This window comes from Neorhizobium petrolearium, assembly GCF_029854435.1.
Lineage (GTDB): Bacteria > Pseudomonadota > Alphaproteobacteria > Rhizobiales > Rhizobiaceae > Neorhizobium > Neorhizobium petrolearium.
Genome location: NZ_CP123001.1, coordinates 447,701 through 466,595 on the forward strand (window position 1 = coordinate 447,701; position 18,895 = coordinate 466,595).

General features: G+C 62.5%; 12 protein-coding genes and 5 pseudogenes. 9 read left to right on the forward strand and 8 right to left on the reverse strand.

Annotated features, from left to right (window positions below; all coding sequences use genetic code 11):
* Nucleotides 1–57 precede the first annotated feature (57 nt).
* Nucleotides 58–2,328: a hydantoinase B/oxoprolinase family protein gene (locus tag QEO92_RS28965; RefSeq protein WP_227705596.1), complete on the forward strand. Its 2,271-nt coding sequence runs from the start codon at nt 58–60 to the stop codon at nt 2,326–2,328.
* Complete coding sequence (locus QEO92_RS28970; protein WP_037156296.1) at nt 2,325–3,152, forward strand: hypothetical protein; 828 nt, start codon at nt 2,325–2,327, stop codon at nt 3,150–3,152. The genes QEO92_RS28965 and QEO92_RS28970 overlap by 4 nt, the downstream gene beginning before the upstream one ends.
* 79 nt (nt 3,153–3,231) lie before the next feature.
* Here QEO92_RS28970 and QEO92_RS28975 read toward each other — a convergent pair whose 3' ends face one another.
* From QEO92_RS28975 to QEO92_RS28990, 4 genes are read right to left on the reverse strand one after another with little or no spacing between them, the layout of a single operon-like run.
* Nucleotides 3,232–3,861: a CoA transferase subunit B gene (locus QEO92_RS28975; RefSeq protein WP_037156298.1), complete on the reverse strand. Its 630-nt coding sequence runs from the start codon at nt 3,859–3,861 to the stop codon at nt 3,232–3,234.
* Nucleotides 3,861–4,583 carry a CoA transferase subunit A gene (locus QEO92_RS28980; RefSeq protein ID WP_037156300.1) on the reverse strand — a complete coding sequence of 241 codons (723 nt, stop codon included), beginning with the start codon at nt 4,581–4,583 and terminating at the stop codon, nt 3,861–3,863. The genes QEO92_RS28975 and QEO92_RS28980 overlap by 1 nt, the downstream gene beginning before the upstream one ends.
* Entirely contained in the window at nt 4,580–5,878 is a 1,299-nt protein-coding gene (locus QEO92_RS28985; protein WP_037156302.1) for an RNA polymerase factor sigma-54, read from the reverse strand. The genes QEO92_RS28980 and QEO92_RS28985 overlap by 4 nt, the downstream gene beginning before the upstream one ends.
* Before the next feature lie 3 nt (nt 5,879–5,881).
* A complete protein-coding gene (locus QEO92_RS28990; RefSeq protein WP_227705597.1) occupies nt 5,882–7,090 on the reverse strand; it encodes a CobW family GTP-binding protein in 1,209 nt (402 codons plus the stop codon).
* Between the two features lie 349 nt (nt 7,091–7,439).
* Between QEO92_RS28990 and QEO92_RS28995 the strand changes: the two genes are divergently transcribed.
* The 3 genes and pseudogenes from QEO92_RS28995 to QEO92_RS29005 all read left to right on the forward strand — a co-directional run.
* Nucleotides 7,440–9,437: a sigma-54-dependent Fis family transcriptional regulator gene (locus QEO92_RS28995; protein ID WP_227705598.1), complete on the forward strand. Its 1,998-nt coding sequence runs from the start codon at nt 7,440–7,442 to the stop codon at nt 9,435–9,437.
* 1,399 nt (nt 9,438–10,836) lie between these two features.
* A complete protein-coding gene (locus QEO92_RS33335) occupies nt 10,837–11,340 on the forward strand; it encodes a reverse transcriptase domain-containing protein (protein WP_482809870.1) in 504 nt (167 codons plus the stop codon).
* 339 nt (nt 11,341–11,679) lie between these two features.
* A pseudogene (locus tag QEO92_RS29005) lies at nt 11,680–11,988 on the forward strand (IS110 family transposase); the annotation flags it as partial.
* Between the two features lie 259 nt (nt 11,989–12,247).
* Here the strand turns inward: QEO92_RS29005 and QEO92_RS29010 are convergent.
* Nucleotides 12,248–13,057 carry a hypothetical protein gene (locus QEO92_RS29010; protein ID WP_227705599.1) on the reverse strand — a complete coding sequence of 270 codons (810 nt, stop codon included), beginning with the start codon at nt 13,055–13,057 and terminating at the stop codon, nt 12,248–12,250.
* 79 nt (nt 13,058–13,136) lie between these two features.
* Between QEO92_RS29010 and QEO92_RS29015 the strand changes: the two are divergent.
* Nucleotides 13,137–13,292, forward strand: a pseudogene (locus tag QEO92_RS29015) (transposase); the annotation flags it as partial.
* A gap of 114 nt (nt 13,293–13,406) precedes the next feature.
* Here the strand turns inward: QEO92_RS29015 and QEO92_RS29020 are convergent.
* The gene (locus tag QEO92_RS29020) at nt 13,407–13,877 is read right to left on the reverse strand and encodes a hypothetical protein (protein ID WP_280107532.1); all 471 of its coding nucleotides are present in this window, start codon (nt 13,875–13,877) and stop codon (nt 13,407–13,409) included.
* A gap of 106 nt (nt 13,878–13,983) precedes the next feature.
* On the opposite strand from QEO92_RS29020, the gene QEO92_RS29025 reads away from it, so the two are divergent.
* Both QEO92_RS29025 and QEO92_RS29030 read left to right on the forward strand, forming a co-directional pair.
* Nucleotides 13,984–14,598: a helix-turn-helix domain-containing protein gene (locus tag QEO92_RS29025; protein ID WP_037155496.1), complete on the forward strand. Its 615-nt coding sequence runs from the start codon at nt 13,984–13,986 to the stop codon at nt 14,596–14,598.
* Nucleotides 14,598–15,221, forward strand: a pseudogene (locus tag QEO92_RS29030) (RES family NAD+ phosphorylase); the annotation flags it as partial. The gene QEO92_RS29025 and the pseudogene QEO92_RS29030, both read left to right, overlap by 1 nt.
* A gap of 209 nt (nt 15,222–15,430) precedes the next feature.
* On the opposite strand, the pseudogene QEO92_RS29035 reads toward QEO92_RS29030, so the two are convergent.
* Nucleotides 15,431–15,607: pseudogene (locus tag QEO92_RS29035) on the reverse strand (DUF736 family protein); the annotation flags it as partial.
* A 166-nt stretch (nt 15,608–15,773) separates the two neighbouring features.
* On the opposite strand from QEO92_RS29035, the gene QEO92_RS29040 reads away from it, so the two are divergent.
* Nucleotides 15,774–18,254, forward strand: a complete 2,481-nt coding sequence (locus tag QEO92_RS29040; RefSeq protein ID WP_227705601.1) for a TOTE conflict system archaeo-eukaryotic primase domain-containing protein — start codon at nt 15,774–15,776, stop codon at nt 18,252–18,254.
* A 36-nt stretch (nt 18,255–18,290) separates the two neighbouring features.
* Here QEO92_RS29040 and QEO92_RS29045 read toward each other — a convergent pair.
* Nucleotides 18,291–18,589 (reverse strand): annotated as a pseudogene (locus QEO92_RS29045) (DUF736 domain-containing protein).
* Nucleotides 18,590–18,895: the final 306 nt, after the last annotated feature.

An 18,895-nucleotide genomic window follows, 5' to 3' on the forward strand; every position in this document is an offset into this window, starting at 1 on the left:
AGCCCGGCGCTGGAGGAGCGCCGGGCCTTACGCCCAACCCGACTGGAGGAGAATTCCATGAACAAGATCGATATCCGGGCGAAAATGCCCTCGCTCGAAGAGATGAATCTCATCAAGAAGTTCCTCGACGATACCACGCTGTTCCTCGGACCCGATCCGGAGATCATGCAGAACCATGACCTGATGCCGCGCACGGCAGAGGAAAACGAGGCCGTCACAAGGGTTTCCGACAGCCACATCGTCGCCAAGATCCGCGACCGCATCCAGGCCGGCTGCGACGAAGGCTATGAAATGGTCGAGCAGATGGGGGCGGCCCCCGGCGCCAAGTGGGGCGACGTCATCACCGGCGTCTATTCGGCGTCGGGCGACCTTGCCATCGCCTCGGCGGGTGGCGTGCTGATTTTCTCCGCGCTCGTGCACCACCCCATCAAGTTCATCATCAAGAACTGGATGAACGACCCGACGGTGGGCGTAAAGGAAGGTGACGGCTTCATCCATAACGACAGCCGTTACGGCAATGTCCACAACACCGACCAGTCGATGATCCTGCCGATCTTCCACAAGGGCAAGCTGGTCTGCTGGGTGGCCTCCACCGTGCATGAGGGCGAGAACGGTGCCATCGAGCCGGGCGGCATGCCCTCCATGGCCGAAAGCCCGAGCGACGAGGGGCTGAAGATGTCGCCCTTCAAGGTGGTCGAGAACTACCAGATCAAGCGGGACATTCTCACCTTCCTGCAGAACTCTGTGCGCGAACCGAAGCTGCAATATGAAGACATGAAGGTGAAGCTGTTCGCCTGCCTGCGCATCAAGCAGCGCATCGAGGAAACACTGAATTCCGACGGTCCGGAAGCACTCGTTGCGACCCTGCGCCTGACCATGGAAAACGTCCGCGCCGAAGTGAAGCGCCGCGTGTCCGAATGGCCGGACATGACGGTCAGGACCTACATCATCCAAGATTCGACGCTGCGCGAAAACTGCGTGGTGAAGATCAATTGCAAGCTCACCAAGACCGGCGACCGGCTGATCTTCGACTTCCGGGGTTCCTCGCCGGAATTCACCAACCGCGCCACGAACACCATCGTCGCCGGCCTGAAGGGCATGCTGGCGCAGGTCTTCCTGTGCTATGTCTGGCCGGACTTGCCGCGCGGGCAGGCGGCGTTCGCACCGATCGAAGTGATCACCGACCCGCATTCGATCGTCAATTGCTCCTATGACGCGCCGAACTCGCAATCGCTGATGTCGATCTTCACCGGCTTCACCGCCGGCCAGCATGCGGTGGCGAAGTTCCTCTATTCCTGCCCGGAGAAGTTCACCAAGGTCCATGCCCCGACCTTCAACATGATCAACACCTTCATCTGGGGCGGGGTCAGCCAGCATGGCGAAACGCTCGGCAACCTCTGCGCCGACCTCAACGGCATGGGCGCGGGCGCGACGGTGGACCGGGATGGCGAGCACGCGCTGGCGCCGATCTTTGCCACCATGGCCGACATCGGCGAGCAGGAACTGAACGAGGAGGAAGTGCCTTTCCTCCAGCTCGTTTCCAAGAAGATGACGCGAGACGCGATTGCGCCCGGCAAGTATCGCGGCGGCCAGGGCTACACGATGATGGTCGCCACCAAGGATAGCGAGCAGTGGGGCTTCATGACCACTGCGCAAGGTGCCAAGATCCCTCCGATCCAGGGCCTGTTCGGCGGTTATGCCTGCGGTTGCTACCCGCTGTCCAAGGTGCAGGGCGTCGATGTCTATGACATTCTGCTCAACCAGCCGGAAAAGTTCCGCCACTCCATCGAGGAGATCATGAACGAGCAGCCTTTCGAGGGCGCGCGCTACACCACCCACCACATGGGCATGGGCTTCGAGATTTCGAAGCGCGGCGAGTTGTTCATGATTTCGCAAGGGGCGGGTGCCGGCTATGGCGACGTTCTGGAGCGCGATCCGGTGGGTGTCGTCCGCGATATCGAGGAAGGCCTCATGTCGCCGGAAGTGGCGGCCCGGCTCTACAAGGTAGTCTTCGATCCGGTGACGCTTGCCATCGACTTCGACGCCACGGAAAAAGCCCGTGCCGACGAGCGCAAGGCGCGCATCGCCCGCTCGGTGCCCTATTCGGAGTTCGTCAAGGGCTGGAACAAGCCCAAGCCGCCGGCGCATCTGCAATATTTCGGCTGCTGGGGCGATGATGTGGACACGCTCTACATGGGGTCGCCCGACAAGAGCCGGCGCTGCAACGAGCCGAAGCCGAACTACATGGCGCATCCGAAGGATGTGCGGATTGCCGAACTCGAGCAACGCCTGATGGCCCTGGGCGCGATGGGAGGCGAGAAGCAATGAGCGCTAGTCTCGCGGAGATGCTGCCCGGCGGGTCGGGCGCAAACCGTCTGAGGGTCTGGCTCGAGTCGTCGGGCTATGCCCGACGGCTCCTTCTCGGTCCCGAGGGCGATCCCTGGGCCGATGGGGCGGCAAAATACCTTTCCTTCTTCTCGCAGGCGCGCGGCCTGTTGCGGGCCGATGTTGCCGTCGTGCCCGTCGGCGATCTCTACCGGTCCTGGATAGCGCGCCATCCGGGACTGGCGGTGGAGATGGCAGCCAAGAAGCGCGCGACCTTTCCCCTGCGTCGGATGCTGGAGGAGGAGGGGCCACGCAAGCTTCTGGACGAGGTAGCCGAGGCGGTTGCGGCCAATCTTCAGGGCCAGATTCCCATGGTTCTGGCAATGCCGTCGCCAGCCGTCTGGCTCGATGAAGCGCAACGCATGGTCGGACGCGAAGCCGAAGGGCGCGACGACGACGCGGTGGAGGATGCGGCGATGTATATCGCCGATTTCGTCCGATGCGTTGGCGCGCGTCCCGTTGGCGGCCTTCTAATCGAAGAGGCCGAAGGCGCAGCGGGGCCGGCGGACCGCTATGCGCCCGTCTTCAACGCCGCCCGCCACTATCGTTGGGCCGTGGTCGGGCGCGGCGTTCGACCGGGTCAGGAGCCCCTGTTCGATGCGGTGATCGGCGGCGGCGATCGGGTGCAGGGCCAGGATGTTAGCCTGCCGCTGTTTGCCGGCGGCGATTTACCCGAAATCGGCACCACGCAATTCCGCTATGCACGCATTCCGCCCGATCATCCGCCGGAAGCCGTGCTCGATGCGCTGGCACGGATGCGCGCCTGACAGTTGTTCCTCCTCCGTCACGCTCAAAGCAAAGCCGGGGCCTTTCGGTCCCGGCTTTGCTGTGTCGGCGATCAGGCTGTCAGTCGACGATGGTCGCTTGCGTGGCGGCGCGAAGCTCGGCGTCGCTGGTGCCGTCCGCCAGTTCCACGATCTTCAGGCCGCCCTCGACCACGTCGAGCACACCGAGATTGGTGATGATCCGGTCCACGACCCGCGTGCCGGTGAGCGGCAGTGTGCATGCCTTCAGCACCTTGGATTCGCCTTCCCTGTTGGCGTGCTCCATCAGGACAACGACGCGGCCGACACCGGCGACGAGATCCATCGCGCCGCCCATGCCCTTGGCGAGCTTGCCGGGGATCATCCAGTTGGCGAGATCGCCGGTTTCGCTCACCTCCATCGCGCCGAGGATCGCCATGGCGATCTTTCCGCCGCGGATCATGGCGAAGGACGTGGCTGAATCGAAATAGGCCGTATCGGGCATTTCCGAAACCGTCTGCTTGCCGGCGTTGATGAGATCAGCATCCTCCTCGCCTTCATAGGGAAACGGCCCGATGCCCAGCATTCCGTTTTCCGATTGCAGCGTGACGGACACGCCATCGGGAATGAAATTCGGCACGAGGGTCGGAATACCGATGCCGAGATTGACATAGGTTCCGTCCACGAGTTCGCGTGCGGCGCGTGCCGCCATCTGATTGCGGTCCCAGGCCATCAAGCGTCCTCCCTTTGACGAACCGTGCGTTTTTCGATGCGCTTTTCGTGCGGCCCCTGAATGAGCCGGTGGACATAGATGCCGGGCAAATGGATGCGATCCGGATCGAGGCTGCCGGTCGGCACGATTTCCTCGACCTCCATCACGCAGATCTTGCCGCACATCGCCGCCGGCGAGTTGAAGTTGCGCGCAGTCTTGCGGAAGACGGCATTACCGCTCTCGTCGGCTTTCCACGCCTTGACGATGGCGAGGTCTGCGACAAGGCCTCGTTCGAGAATATAGGTCTCGTCGTCGAACTGCTTGTGCTCCTTGCCCTCGGCGATCACCGTGCCGACGCCCGTCTTCGTGTAGAAGCCGGGAATGCCGGAACCGCCGGCGCGCATGCGTTCGGCCAGCGTTCCCTGCGGGTTGAACTCGATTTCCAGTTCGCCGGCCAGGTATTGCCGCATGAATTCGGCATTCTCGCCCACATAAGAGGCAATCATCTTCCGGATCTGCCGGGTGTCGAGCAGCTTGCCGAGGCCAAAATGATCAACCCCGCAATTATTGGCGGCGATGGTCAGATCCTTCACACCGCTTTCAACCAGTGCGTCGATCAGGCATTCCGGAATGCCGCAGAGGCCGAAGCCGCCTGCCGCAATGGTCATGCCGTCGAACAGGAGCCCGTCGAGCGCCTGTCTCGCCGAGCCATGGATTTTCTTCCCGCTTGCGGGTCGTGTCATGTTCTTCTCCTCTCCTTCATACGATCCGCCGCGCCCGGAAACCCCGCCTCGCGGCGGCGATTGGCAACGGTTCGGCGCGAAACGCGAATGCCTCGGGCGTCCAGGGCCTCGGCGATGTCTGCGTCGGTCAGTGGTCTGTCCTTTGGCTCCGCCGCGATGAACTCCGCGATCAATGTCGTGATCGCCGGGCCGGGCACCCCTGCGCCATCGGGACGGGCCGTGCCGCCACGGGCGAAAAAGGCCGAAAGCGGCAGAATCCGCGCCGGTGTCTCGACCGTCAAACCGGTGCGGATGCGACTGATGGTCGTTTCGTGGCAGCCGATGGCTGCAGCCACCTCGCTGTTGGTCAGTGGCTGAAGCCGGGCCGGGCCGTATTCGAGAAAATCCCGCTGGACGCCGATGGCGAAAGCCGCGACCTCCAGGATCATGCGGTTGCGGCGCTCCACCGTGCGCTCCAGCCAGCGCGCTTCCGCAAGTGCGCGTGGACCCCGCGGCTCGGCCGTGGGGTCGATCGTGATCTTTGGCACGCTCTCGCGGTTGAGCATGACCTGCCACCTGTCACTTTTGTCGCGCTCGGCCAGGAGATCCGGCGGGCGACGAAAATCGGGTGACGCCTCGAAGCGCACACCGGGCTTGGGGTCGAGGCGGCGCAGTCGGGCGACCATCACGCCGAGTTGTTCGGCACTCACCCCACATTGGCCGGCAAGTGCCGCCATTTCGCCGCGCGCCAGCAGCGGAAGCCGGTCGAGAAGCAATCGCATCGGTTCCGTCAGCGCGCCCTGATCGGCGATTTGCAGGCTGAGGCATTCGCTGAGAGAGCGGGCGAAGAGCCCGACCGGTTCCATCTCCTGAAGGCGAGCCAGCACCCTCGCCGCCTCGGCGGGGGAGCAGCCGGCGCGCGCGGCAATCGCGTTCACCTCCATGCCGAGCCAGCCGCTCGGCTCCAGCGCTTCGGCGAAGACCAGTGCGATGGCGGTTTCCCGCGGGGTGCGGAACAGCAGCCCGATCTGGGTTGTGACGTGGCCATAGAGGCTGGCGGCCAGCGCGGCAACTCGTTCGCTTTCCCCGTCCTCCGCGCTGAACGGGGAGGGGCGCCAGCGCGGCGGGCCACCGCCGGTCGTCGGTGCGGGAAAGGGCAGTTCGACCTGCAGGCAGGGATTGGCCGCCGCCTCCTGGGCCAGAGCGCCGGCCAGTTCAGCATTGTCCATCTGCAGCAGCGCCATGGCGCGCTGCATGACCTGCGTCATGCGCAGCGAAGGGGTCTGTCCCAGCCGAAGTTCCGTCGCGCCGCGCATCCTTCAGATCCGCGCAGGCATTTCGCCGAGAACGCGCGGCTGGATTATGAACGCATCCGAGACGAGGCCGGGCCGGGGCGTGAGCGGCATGCGTTCGCCGAGCCAGGTGCGCGTCGGCAGTCCCGCGACGGCAGCCCGGCGAAGCGCTTCGCGGTCGCCGGGCAGGGCCACCAGCCGGGCGCGGATATCCGCCTCGACGTGCGCATCGAGATCCTCGCCGATGAAGACCAGCCGGCCCTGCCGATCCATGAGAGGGCCGGAGGTGGGCCAGGCTGCGAGCCGCAGGGGCGCATAGACGGCGCTATCCACGCATTGCACCGCCACCGGCTGGTCGAGGCCGGCGACGGAGACAAGGCCCTTTACCCGGAGCAGCCGCCCAGCCCAGCGTGATAGAATTTCACCCATCGTGACCGCAAAGCCGCGCCAGCCGGTCGCCTCCTCCAGCGTCACGACGAAGCTCGAGACCCTTCCTGAATGCGGCTCGCAATGGAAGACGCTTTTCGCCGCATTGCGCTGGCCGGAAAGCCAGCCGGTTACGGCGGCGGGCGCCTGACCCGAAACATAGAGCCCGCCGCCGAAGAGAACCTGCGGATCGGCCTCGCCGTGGCGGAGCGCAAGACGTACCGCCGCCGGGTTCAGTGCTTCAAGCTCTCGCTCCACCGCGGTTCGCTCGGCACGGCTGGCGAGGTCGCATTTGGAAAGCAGCAACCGGTCAGCGAGGCTCACTTGCACCCGTGCCTCACGGTGGCGGGCGATCTGCGCGCGGGCGCGCTCCGTATCGACCACGGTCAGCACACCGTCGCAACGAAAACGGGCGGAGACCAGCCGGTCCTCCATTAAGGCCCGCACCACGGGTGCGGGATCGGCAAGGCCCGTGGTTTCGATCAGCACTCGGCTCACCGGCGAGATCTCCCGTCGCGACATGCGTTTATGCAGCCGCATCAAGGCCCCGATCAAATCGCCCTGAACCGTGCAGCAGAGACAGCCGGATTCGAGAATGACCAATGTGTCGTCCACGCGCTCGACGAGATGGTGGTCGATGCCGACATCGCCGAACTCGTTGATGAACACGGCAACGCCCGCCATGTCCGGACGGGCGGTGAGGGCATTGAGCAAGGTTGTCTTGCCGGACCCGAGAAAGCCCGTCAGAATCGTCACCGGCACCCGGCCGCAGGCATTCGCGCCGGAGAGATTGCTTTTTTTGTCCGTCATTGTCAGTCCTCCCGAAGGAGAAGAGAAGCAGGATTCCTGCCACGTTCCGCGCAACCGAAAGGTTGAGGCCGGAACAACGGCTTAGCGAAATCATGGCGGATGTGACTTGTTTCGGGACCGTCCGGAAACCGGACGGTTGGCGTTCGGAGAGCGGCCGCCGACGGACGTAGCTGCGCCCTTCGGGTGGCGAGGGCCCACGAAAAATGAATGCAATAGATGCTTTTTTGGTGTTAAACGTCTCTCATCGTTGGATCCATAGATTGGGAGAGGCGGCTGCTGGAAACCGTTCCGGGGAGGGGATGCCGGTCGTTGAGTGGTTTTGGGGGCGCCGCAAAAGGGAGGAGGAGCGATGGTGACTGGCAACGGTTCGTACCGGACATTTTCACGTCCGGAAAACGACGACAAGATCATGTCATCCTGGGAGCTCTTCATGGGCGGGCAGGATCCGGCTTCGGATGCGCTCCGAAGGCTGATCGACGATTCCTGGCGGCGCTGCCATGGCATCGTCGATCCCGGGCGCTCGCATGCGCCTGATCCCGTAGTCGAAGAGACGTTGCACGGCATACTCGGCGATAATCGGGACCTTGTCAGAGCCAGCACCCCGGTCATGGCGTCCGCACGCGATTTTCTGTTCGAAACCGGCACCGTCATGGTGCTGACGGATGCGGAAGGGGTGGTTCTGAGTGTCGAGGGCGATCGCACGCTGCGTGATCCGACGGAGCGCATCCGCCTCATGCCGGGCGCTAATTGGAGCGAAGCTGTCTGCGGCACCAACGCCATTGGTACGGCGCTTCAGATCGGCCAACCGATACAGATTCACTCGGCGGAGCATTATTGTTCCGGGATCAAGCGTTGGTCCTGCTCGGCAAGCGTCATCCGGGATCCGCTGAGCGGCGTAACACTCGGGGCGATTGATATTTCTGGCCTGAGCGAGAGCTACAGCCGACACAGCCTTGCGCTGGCTGTGGCCGCCGCGGGGCGGATCGAGAACCGTTTGGGACAGCGGGAAATGAAGCTGCGCTATCGGCTTCTCGACCATTGTCTCGAGCGGCTGCGCGCGCCAGGTGGCGACGGCCTGATCGTTTTCGATCGCTCCGGCCGGGCGATCAAGACCAATGACAAGGCGGCCACGCTGATGGCGGAATTGGCCAAGGGGCGGGGCAGTCCGGCAAGCGCGATCCGCGATCTGACGCTGCCCTGGCGTGAGGGGCGCGTCGCGCCGGAAAACATGCCCGACTGGATCGACCACAACTGGATCGAACCGATTCTGCTGGAAGGGGAGCGGTTGGGGGCGGTGCTGGTTCTGCCGGACCGCAGCGCGGTGGTGCGTCGCGCCGGCCTGCGGGCCTTGCCGCGCAACCCTCCGGCTGCCGCCGACCCTTTCGACCGCCTGACCGGCCGCTCGCCGGCCTATCTGGAGGCGGTGCGGCGGGCCCGCCTGCTAGCCAAAAGCCCCGTGCCGGTTCTCCTGCTTGGCGAAACCGGTGTCGGTAAGGATGCCTTCGCGCAGGCACTGCATGCCGGCGGCGTGCAGTGCTCCGGGCCCTTTGTCGCCATCAATTGCGGTGGCTTCTCCCGGGAGCTTCTGACCAGTGAACTGTTCGGCTATGCCGAGGGTGCCTTCACCGGCGCACGGCGCGGCGGCATGACGGGCAAGATCGAGGCCGCGGATGGCGGTACGCTATTCCTCGACGAGGTCGGTGAAATGCCACTTGATCTCCAGCCGCATCTCCTACGTGTGCTCGAGGCCGGAGAGGTTTACCGCATTGGTGAAAATCAACCGCGTAAGGTCAAGTTGCGCCTGATTGCGGCAACCAATCGCGATTTGAAGGCCGAGGTCGAGGCGGGTCGCTTTCGCCCCGACCTTTTCTACCGGATTGCCGTGACGACGTTGAAGCTGCCTTCTCTCCGCGACCGGGCAGGCGACCTCCCTGCGCTGGCGGAGCATCTTCTTGCCGAGATTGCCCGCCGATACGAAATCCCGGTGCCGGACATGAAGCCGGAGGTTCTCGAAGTCTTTCATCGTCATGACTGGCCAGGCAACATCCGCGAACTGCGCAACGTGCTGGAAGGCATGCTACTCGAAAGCGGCGGCGCGAGCCTTTCGGGCGGCCACCTGCCACCGGAGCTTGCCGGCACGAACCGGGTGGACGTGGCCTTCGGGTCACCCGCTGCGGCCACGGGCACGCTGGTGCGCGCTGAAAGCGAGGCTATCCTTGCCGCCATCCGCCAGCATCAGGGCAACCTGACCTCCGCTGCTCGTGACCTCGGCATCGCCAAGAGCACGCTTTATGTCCGGATCGAGCGGCTCGGCTTAAAGGAGAGCGTGGGCCTGATGCGCGGTTGATCGCAAGGGGAGCCAACGCGCTGTGGGTATTGGACGAGCGATTTGACGGTGCCGGTCCCTACGTGGCTGCGCGTTGATGAAACGCGTTTCCTTCTCCCGCTGCGTTATTCGTTGTTGACGCACCTCCCCGGCCGCTCGCTCCGTCACGGGATGACCGAGGGTGATATCACGCAGGCTACCGCCAGATGGGAGAGCTTCTGACGCAGATTCATGCGATCCGGATGCCTGCAGATGGCTATTTGCACGGCCACGTGCGTGCCGACAAGCAGGATTGGAGCAGCGTCGGCGAATCCCACGGCGTAGTCCGTCGACAAGGCCCGAGAAGCCAAACAGCTCAGACGATGGGAGTTGGGGTCGGAACAAGGTGCGCCGGTAGAAACCGGCAAGGAGTAGATGGTGAAAGTCCATTGCAATGAAGGAGTAGCGATCCACATTGACCCCGAGTCATGCGCGGGCAGCCGTGAGGCTGTGCGTGAAGCGTTGACAGGGGAGCATGTAGGCCAGCCATTGAACCGCGAGATTGACGCTTCTCGGGTGCCGACGTTCGTCTTGTGTGCGGAAGGCAATATGAATCGGTGCGACAGCGCGAGTGTCGATTGAACCCGGCGTGGTCTGAGACCCTGGCATGCATGGACGCTCCTTGCGCGGGAACCGGGAGACCTCGGGATTGGCCAGAGTGGGATGCCACTGCTGGTCCGCATCGGGAAGGCGAGGAGGCGAATCCGGTGAAGAACGATCTCGAGGAGTCAGATCCTGCCATAGTAGCAACGAACCTTGAGAACAACGCCGGAGTATCGGTGGCGGAGCAAGGGGAGCCAAGGGCAGGAACCAAGGGGAATGCGGACCAGCAAAGCACGCGCCGGGCACAGGACCGGGAAAGTGTGTCCCATGCGCTGGACCGCATACGGAATGCTGCAAGGCAAAGGAAGAAGGAGAAGTTCACCGCTCTCTCTTCCATCACATCAATCCAGAGATGCTGAGGACGGCGTTCTACGCACTCAAGCGTAACGCAGCCCCCGGCCTGGACGGACAAACGTGGCGAACCTACGAAGCAGACCTCGATCAAAGGATCTTGGACCTGCATAGTCGGGTTCAACGGGGAATGTATCGTGCCCTTCCGTCTCGGCGGACGTATATACCGAAGCCAGACGGATGGCAGCGACCGATCGCAATTGCCGCCCTTGAAGACAAGATTGTCCAGAGGGCGACAGCGACGGTGCTGAACCAAACCTACGAGGAGGACTTCCTCGGGTTCAGCTATGGGTTCCGACCAGGGCGCGGCCAGCATGATGCGCTGGACGCTCTGTTTGTCGGAATCGAAACGCGGAAGGTGAGCTACATTCTGGACGCCGACGTTGCGGGCTTATAGCGCGTCAGCCAGGATTGGCTGGTCCGTTTCGTGGAGCATCGCGTCGGTGACAGGCGCATCATCCACCTGATCCGCAAATGGCTCAGGGCGGGTGTTCTGGAAGACGGGATCGTTACTGTAAGTGAAAGGGGAACGGGACAAGGATCGGTGATTTCGCCGCTACTTTCCAATATCTACCTGCGCTACGTCTTTGATCTTTGGGCCGATCGTTGGCGACGACGCGAGGCCACCGGCGACATGATCATCGTGCGATATGCGGATGATATCGTGGTTGGCTTCGAACGCGAAGCCGATGCCCGGCGCTTCTGGGACATGATGCGGCAACGGCTACAGGAGTTTGCGTTGCAACTCCATCCGGAAAAGACCCGACTGATCGAGTTTGGCCGCTATGCGGCTCAGGCTCGCCGCAGGAAAGGGCTTGGCAAACCGGAGACGTCAACTTCCTCGGTTTTACGCACATCTGCGGCAAGACCCGGCAGGGCCGGTTCCAGATCCTCCGGAAAAGCCGGAGGGACCGCAGAGTGGCGAAGCTGACGGAGGTCAAGAACGAGTTGCGACGGCGCATGCATTGGCCCATCCCAGAGCAGGGACGATGGCTGAAGCAGGTGCTTGCTGTCTACTATGCCTATCACGCTGTACCGACCAATTTTCGGTCGCTCGGCGCCTTTCGCGACCGCATCATCAGGCTCTGGGTTCAGACGCTTCGGCGGCGGAGCCGGATGCGGGAATTCCGCTCGTCCGGATCTGTGCGGGGGGTGCCCAGTAATGGGCATCCCTACCGCGATATTTGCAGAAAATCGATGGGATGGAAGGCTCCCGCTCCGCCGGTGCTAGGATGGCATCGGTTAGGATGGACAAACCGGGAGCGTTCGAATGAAAGAGATTTCTACCGTAGGCATCGATATAGCGAAATCGGTGTTCCAGGTTCATGCGATTGATGTCGATGGCAATGTAGTTGTGCGGCGACAGTTACGTCGCCAACAGATGCTGAAATTCTTCGTGCAGGTTCCGCCTTGCCTCATCGGTATCGAGGCTTGTGGGACCGCCCATGACTGGGCACGACAACTTTCGGTCTTCGGGCATGACGTGCGGCTGATGCCGCCGGCCTATGTGAAGCCCTACGTGAAAAGGCAGAAAAATGACGCCGCGGACGCCGAGGCGATCTGCGAAGCCGTGATGCGTGCCGTGCCATAGACGCCACTTCGCGGCTCTGATGTCCTTGGCAATTGTGAGCAGTTCCTCGGCACGGTCAGAGTTGGAGCGGATCAGGTGATCGACGATCTGCTGCATGGGCTGGATCTTCATGGCGATGTGGAACCAGTCGATGATGTGGGCTGTCGGCTTCGGCATCGCCCGTGGCAGCCGCTTGAGGATTTCGGCAGCATCCGAGATGCCGCGCTATACCGAGATCACGGTGACGTCACCGAAGCCGCAGTATCCTTCACGCCGAAGGGCATGCAGAGCTCGGTCTCGGATTGCCTGTTCGTCGGTGCTGCCGGTGACGAAATAGCGCCCGTCGGTTTCCGCGACCGCCGCGGCCGCATCGGGCCACAACCAGCTCGAAGTTTCGCGCTGAATTGGGATCGGCACTGCGGACATGAGCCGTGTCGATGCTGATGACGAACTCCTTGCGTCGGTCACCGGGTAGATGCATTTCGAGCTGGCGCCGTTCATCCGTTTGATGAGACCCGGCGCGCCGTTCTTCCTGTGCAACCTGATCGTCCAGCCGCTCGCCGATCCTGATGGTGCGCTTGCGCACGGTGGCGTGCGTTTCGGTCGGCTCGACGGGTAGGAATTCGGCCAGCACCTTCGCTGCCTGCCGGTACGGCATCATACTTCCCAGCCGTGCTGTCAGTTCCATCAACTCGGGCGTAGCCCGATCGGGGTAGATTTCTTTCAGCGGTGCGAAGGCGCCGGCTATGCCCGGGTGACAATCCCGGCACAGCACCCAGCGGGGATTGCGCACCTCGACTGTCCCGAACACTGTTCGGATCCGGCGCGCCGTGTAGTCCTTGACCGGTCGGAACGTGTAGCAATCCGGGCAGACCCGACGAAAGAGCGAATAGGTCTCTGCCTCGTGATTCACGACCGCGCTCTGCAGCGCCGCCATGATCTTCTTGCTCTCTTCGATCGACAAGCCGACCTCTCCGTCGAACAGGTGCTCCCAACTCTTATCAATTCGCACCTCCCCGCGGCAAACGTCGCCGAACTCGTTCTTCCCCTCAATCGTCATCGTCCATTCCACCGCCACCGTTGCCTCCTTGAGCAAAAGCAATGGTCATGGACGAAGCCGGCCTAACAATCCGTGCTAAACCCCGGAGAAGTTACCGGTTTTTTTTGCTCACCTCAAACGCATCCTCAAGCTGGATCGCCTGCGATTACGAGGGCCAAACGGAGCGCGTGATGAGTTCCACCTCGCCGCAGCAGCCCAAAACCTCCGGAAACTCGCGAAGCTGACCCCGCCACCAATGCCAAAACCAGCGTGAAGGGAAATACATCTCGGCACGTCCCTACAACGGGAACCTCGGAGCGAGATTAACACGCGCCTTTTTCAACGGTATCCGCCAAAATGCCAAAAGCGGTGCTCAATCTATGGCCCGTCAACCGGCGCGGAATGTTGACCCCTTATCGGCGTCCAATCTTCCGGGCGGCGACGGCTCCTCTGGCCGGGATGTCCTGAACGGCGGGTATCGGTCGGTGAAATCCGGCGGCCGGAGCCGGTCGACCTGTCCGACATAGCCGACCACGAACAAAAGCGCGCCGATGCCTCCGAGCGGAAAGGCCCAGAAGGGTATTCCGTTCGCAGCATCCGGATGCTGCCAGACGACGATCGCCATCGGCACCGACATGATCGCGGCGATGCCGAGGAGCAGGACGGCGGGCCGCATCAGATAGAGAATGCCGAAAAATGCCCACCATGTCAGGGTTAAGGCAATCCATGCAATCGCCTCGGCGATCAGGAACGGCAGCGCCAGCATCATGAGAGTAGCGCAGACGGGCCAGGGACGCGCGGGCCTACGGCGAGCATTTGGCTTCGCAGCAGCAATCGCGCGATCGACTGGATCGGCCATGATTGTCTCCACGACGTCGAGCACGGGAGTATCCTCCATACGCTCGGTTGACTTTGTATGTCGATACACCATATTGGATACGACGACAACCGCAGAGATTGCAATCATGTCCCATGTACCCGTGGGCCTAGTGCTCAATATTCACACTGATCCGGACTCGATCCAGGCGGCATTTCTGCGCCGGGCCATGTCGGCGCTGGAGCGCATCTCGGCCAATGTGTCTGCCAAGGATCTGGCCGACGCGCTGGCTGCGCCGACCGATGCGGGTTCGCTGGCGCAATTGCTCAGCCATTCGGAGATGGTGGGATCCGCCGTCACCGATCTCGATCCACTTGTTCCGGCACTCGCGCGCAATGTCGAACACCGCCAGCAGTTGCTGGCGCGGGCCGGCGGCGCGGTGTCGGCCGACGAGGCGGGCCGGATCCTCGGCATCAGCCGTCAGGCCGTCGACAAGCGCCGGCGGACCGGCGCGCTGCTTGCGGTGCGCGAGGGCAGCGACTGGCGGTATCCGGCCTGCCAGTTCGATCAGGGTGAGACAGTTGCCGGAATCGCCGACGTGGTGCGCGGCTTCTCGGCCGCCGGCCCCTGGATCGCGCTCGATTTCCTGCTAGCGCCCGACGCGGTGCTCGGCGGTCGCACGCCGCTTGCCGCGCTGCGCGCCGGCGAGCGCGACGCGGTCGCGCGGCTGGTCCGCGCCGAGGGCTCGGACGGCTTCGCCTGATGGCGTCCGGAAAAGATAGAGGGCCATCGGGCGCTGCCCCACCGCCCCCCGATTGGCTCGTGGGGTCCGGGTTGCCGATCGATATTATTCCAGCGGGGCAGATCCTCCATCGCGTGCATCGCAGTGCGCTGGAGCCGGTCTTTTTCGGGCCTGGCGGCGGCGTGCCGGCGACGAACCGCTTCGACAGCACCACCGGACGCTTCGGCGTCCTTTATGTCGGCACGAGCCGCGCCGGCGCGCTGGCGGAAACCATCCTGCGCAATCCGCAGCGCCTGATGGTGTCGATGACGGAAATCACCGGCCGCTCGGTGAGCGAGCTTGCCTGTGCCCGTCCTCTCAAGATTGTGCGGATGCACGGAACTGGGCTGCAGGCGGTCGGCACCGACAACGCGATCTCCACCGGCCCGTATGGACCTTGCGGCCTGTGGACCGACGCGCTTTGGGATCACCCGGACCGGCCGGACGGGCTTGCCTATCAGTCGCGCCATGATTCCGGGGAGATCTGCCTCGCCTTGTTCGAGCGCGGCGACATGGAGTTTTCACATGTTGGCGGGGCACCGCTCACCAGCATCCTGAAGGATGTCGCGGCCATTCTCGAGATGTATGGCAAGTCGCTGTCGCCAGGCGCGCTTCGCGGCACGCTGGCGGTAGCAAGTCCGGCCTCCCTGGAATCGCGAGACAATGGAGTGCGACAGACAGGATCGCCGGTCGATCCGGCAATCCTGTCTGTCCTGGCGCACGAAAATAAGATCGCGACGGGCCCTGCCCCCGCGATCTTCGCTTCCGACGTCAGCCGGCCCCGCCTCTCGGCGGGGCCACATCGTCCTGGTCCTCAGTGCGGCCGCTGCTTCGGGCGGTACCAGATGAGCTGTAGGCCTTTCTCTCCGGCCACCTCGACGAGGATTGCCTGGATCGGCTGGGGGAAGGACGGGTCGTCTAGCCTGACGGAGATGTAGTCGCGTTCGGTTTTCCGGGCGGTCTTCTGCCCGCCGGCGCCGAATTCGGTGTTTTGCGGTGCACCGCAAAATGTCGCTCTGCATTATGCTGAGAACGTGATTATGCAGAGTGTCGGTCGCTGAAGGCCGGATTTGCCGGTGATTTCTGCGGATTTCTCTCCGCATAATTCCGGAGGCTGAGATGGATAGTGCGTCTTAAAAAACGGACGCCTTTGGCCTATGCTGATCCCCACGATCATTTTGGCGAAAGCTGCAAAGTTGGCGGAAAAGAATGATGCATGGGAGAACATTGCTCGCATTCGACGGCGGCTGGCTGATCTGAATGATGAGCGGAAGGCGCTTGAGCGTGAACTGGAAGCGTTTGAGCAACAGCTGATTTCCGATAGCCAGGCCGACGCAGAGAAGCCAGCCTTCGCCGACGCCCCTGTTACCAACAGCTCACCGTCGATGGAGAAGGTGGAGTTATTTCGGCAGCTGTTTGCCGGTCGGCCCGACGTCTTCCCTGTTCGCTGGAACAATAAGAAGGACGGACGCTCCGGCTATTCACCGGCCTGTTCTAATGAGTGGGCGAAAGGAATCTGCGGCAAGCCGAAGGTGAAATGCGGGGACTGCCCGCATCAGGCTTTCATCCCATATTCCGAAGATATCATCGAAAAGCACCTCCGTGGCGGCGATGCTCGCTCAAGCGACTTTGCTGCCGGCGTATATCCATTGCTGCAAGACGAAACATGCTGGTTCCTTGCTGCTGACTTCGACAAGGAAAGCTGGGCGGATGATACCAGAGCTTTGCTGGTAACATGTCGTGCAAAAGGTATTGCCGCAGCCCTCGAACGCTCGAGGTCGGGAAACGGAGGCCATGTCTGGATATTCTTCGCCGAGCCCATTCCGGCCAGGATCGCCCGTCAACTGGGTGCCGCGCTGATCACAGAGACGATGGAGAACCGCCCTGAGATCGGCTTCACGTCTTATGACCGTTTCTTTCCCAATCAGGACACGATGCCACTTGGCGGCTTCGGCAATCTGATCGCGCTTCCCCTGCAAAGGAAAGCCCGTGAAAATGGCAACAGCGTTTTTGTCGATGGCGACTTACGACCTTACGATGACCAGTGGGCGTACCTGTCGTCTTTGCCCAGGTTATCGGTGGACGAAGTCTTCAGGATTGCCGACGAAGCCGAATTGGCGGGACGGGTCTTGGGCGTCCGGATGCCGGTCGATGACGAACATGCCGATGAGCCGTGGAAGATGTTGCCGTCACGTCGTAGCGAGCCGCGGCGAATTGAGGCTGCGATCCCGCAAAGCATCAAGGTTGTAATCGCCGACCAGGTTTACATCGATAGGACCGAGCTTCCGTCCGCGCTGATTGCGCAGTTCGTGCGTCTGGCAGCATTCCAGAACCCGGAATTCTATCGCGCGCAAGCAATGCGATTGCCGACATCTGGCAAGCCTCGGATCATCTCCTGTGCCGAGCTTCACCCGCGCCATGTCGCGCTGCCACGAGGCTGCTTCGACGAAGCAATTGAACTCATCAAGAGCTATGGCGTGACCGCCAATCTGGAGGATCACCGCGAAGACGGAGAGCCTTTACCCGCCGGCGTCTCCTTCCAAGGGATGCTTCGCCAGCCACAATCGCGGGCCTTTGATGCTGTTGTCGCCAACGATAACGGCGTGCTCGCCGCCACGACCGCCTTCGGCAAGACAGTTGTCGCAGCTGCACTCGTAGCACATCGAAGCCGCAACACGCTGGTTCTTGTTCACCGCAGGGAGCTTCTCACCCAATGGGTGGAGCGTCTGAGTTCCTTCCTGAGCATCGACCCAAAGCAGATCGGCATCATCGGTGGCGGGAAAAGAAAGCCAACTGGGATCATTGATGTGGCGCTGATCCAAAGCCTGGTTCGGAATGGCGAGGTCGATGACATCGTGGGTAATTACGGTCATCTGATTGTCGACGAATGCCATCACCTGTCCGCTGCAAGCTTTGAGCTTGTCGCTCGCAGATCCAAAGCGCGATATGTCGTCGGCCTATCTGCCACCGTCGCCCGAAAAGACGGCCATCATCCGATCATCTTCATGCAATGCGGCCCCGTTCGCCATCGGGTTAATGCAAGAGTTCAAGCTGCCGAGCGTGGTATTCGCCATCGTGCCCGCGACCGTTCGACGAAGTTTGAGTTGCCAGCGTCACTCGCCTCGGTCGAGCGCCCGTCAATGCCAGCAATCTATGCAGCCCTTGCGCAGGACGAAGGCCGAAATGACCTGATATTCGATGACGTGTTGAAATCCCTCGAGGCCAAACGTTCGCCCATCCTGCTGACGGAGCGTAAGGATCACCTCGATTATCTGCAGCAGAAGTTCTCGCCGTTTGTAAAAAATCTGGTGGTGCTACGCGGCGGCATGTCGGCGAAGGATCGCAAGCAAGCCAACACGGCGTTGAATGTCGCAGACGATGATGAGCGTCTGATACTTGCGATAGGCCGCTATATCGGGGAGGGCTTCGATGACGCCCGACTCGACACACTATTCCTGACCATGCCGATCGCCTGGAAAGGCACTTTGGCGCAGTATGTCGGACGTCTGCATCGTCAGCATGATGGCAAGCGGGACGTCCTGGTCGTCGACTATGTCGACAGCACCGTTCCGGTGCTGGCCCGAATGGCCGCAAAGCGACGAGTGGGTTATCGCGCGCTGGGCTATGTGATCGAATGAGGGCGCCCCGCTTTGAGCGGAGCGCCGTGATGCTGGTCAGCGGGACCGGATGAGCTTGTGCTCGCCCTTGTCGCCCTGGACGAGGAAGGCGTAGACGGGCGCCGTGAAGGACGGATCGTCGAGCTTGAGCGAGAGGTATTCGGCGCCCGTTTCGCGGGGGTCCGGCTCCAGCCTGCTCCGAACTCGACACCCGTTGCTGTGACCCGGAAGTCGGGTGCGCGGTCGTTGTCGCGGTCGCAGGGCTTGATGGATGCCTTGACGTTGAGGGTGAGGGTCTTGATGGCGCCGTTGTAGGCGCCGGTTTCGTCGCGGGTGAAGGTGCCGATCTGAGCCATTGTCTTGATCTCCTGAGGTTGTTCGAAGCCGCCCGATGCGGCCTCGATGGCGGTCGAGAGGCGACGGATTGGACGGAATGCATCCGCAGGTCCGCAGCGTTAGCGAAGGACGGTGGCAGCCAAGCTTGTTGGCTCGCGAGGAATGACCGCCTGCGGTCAGGGGAAGAAGGTCGGCGGAGTCGTTGCAGGCCAGGGCCGGTCCGGTGCCAGACCAGCCCAAAAGAGAGGCCGTATGGGGGCTTCGCGCCGTCAGCGGAGAACGACGTGAATGATCGATGTCTTCTCATCAGCATGATCAGCGCCGCC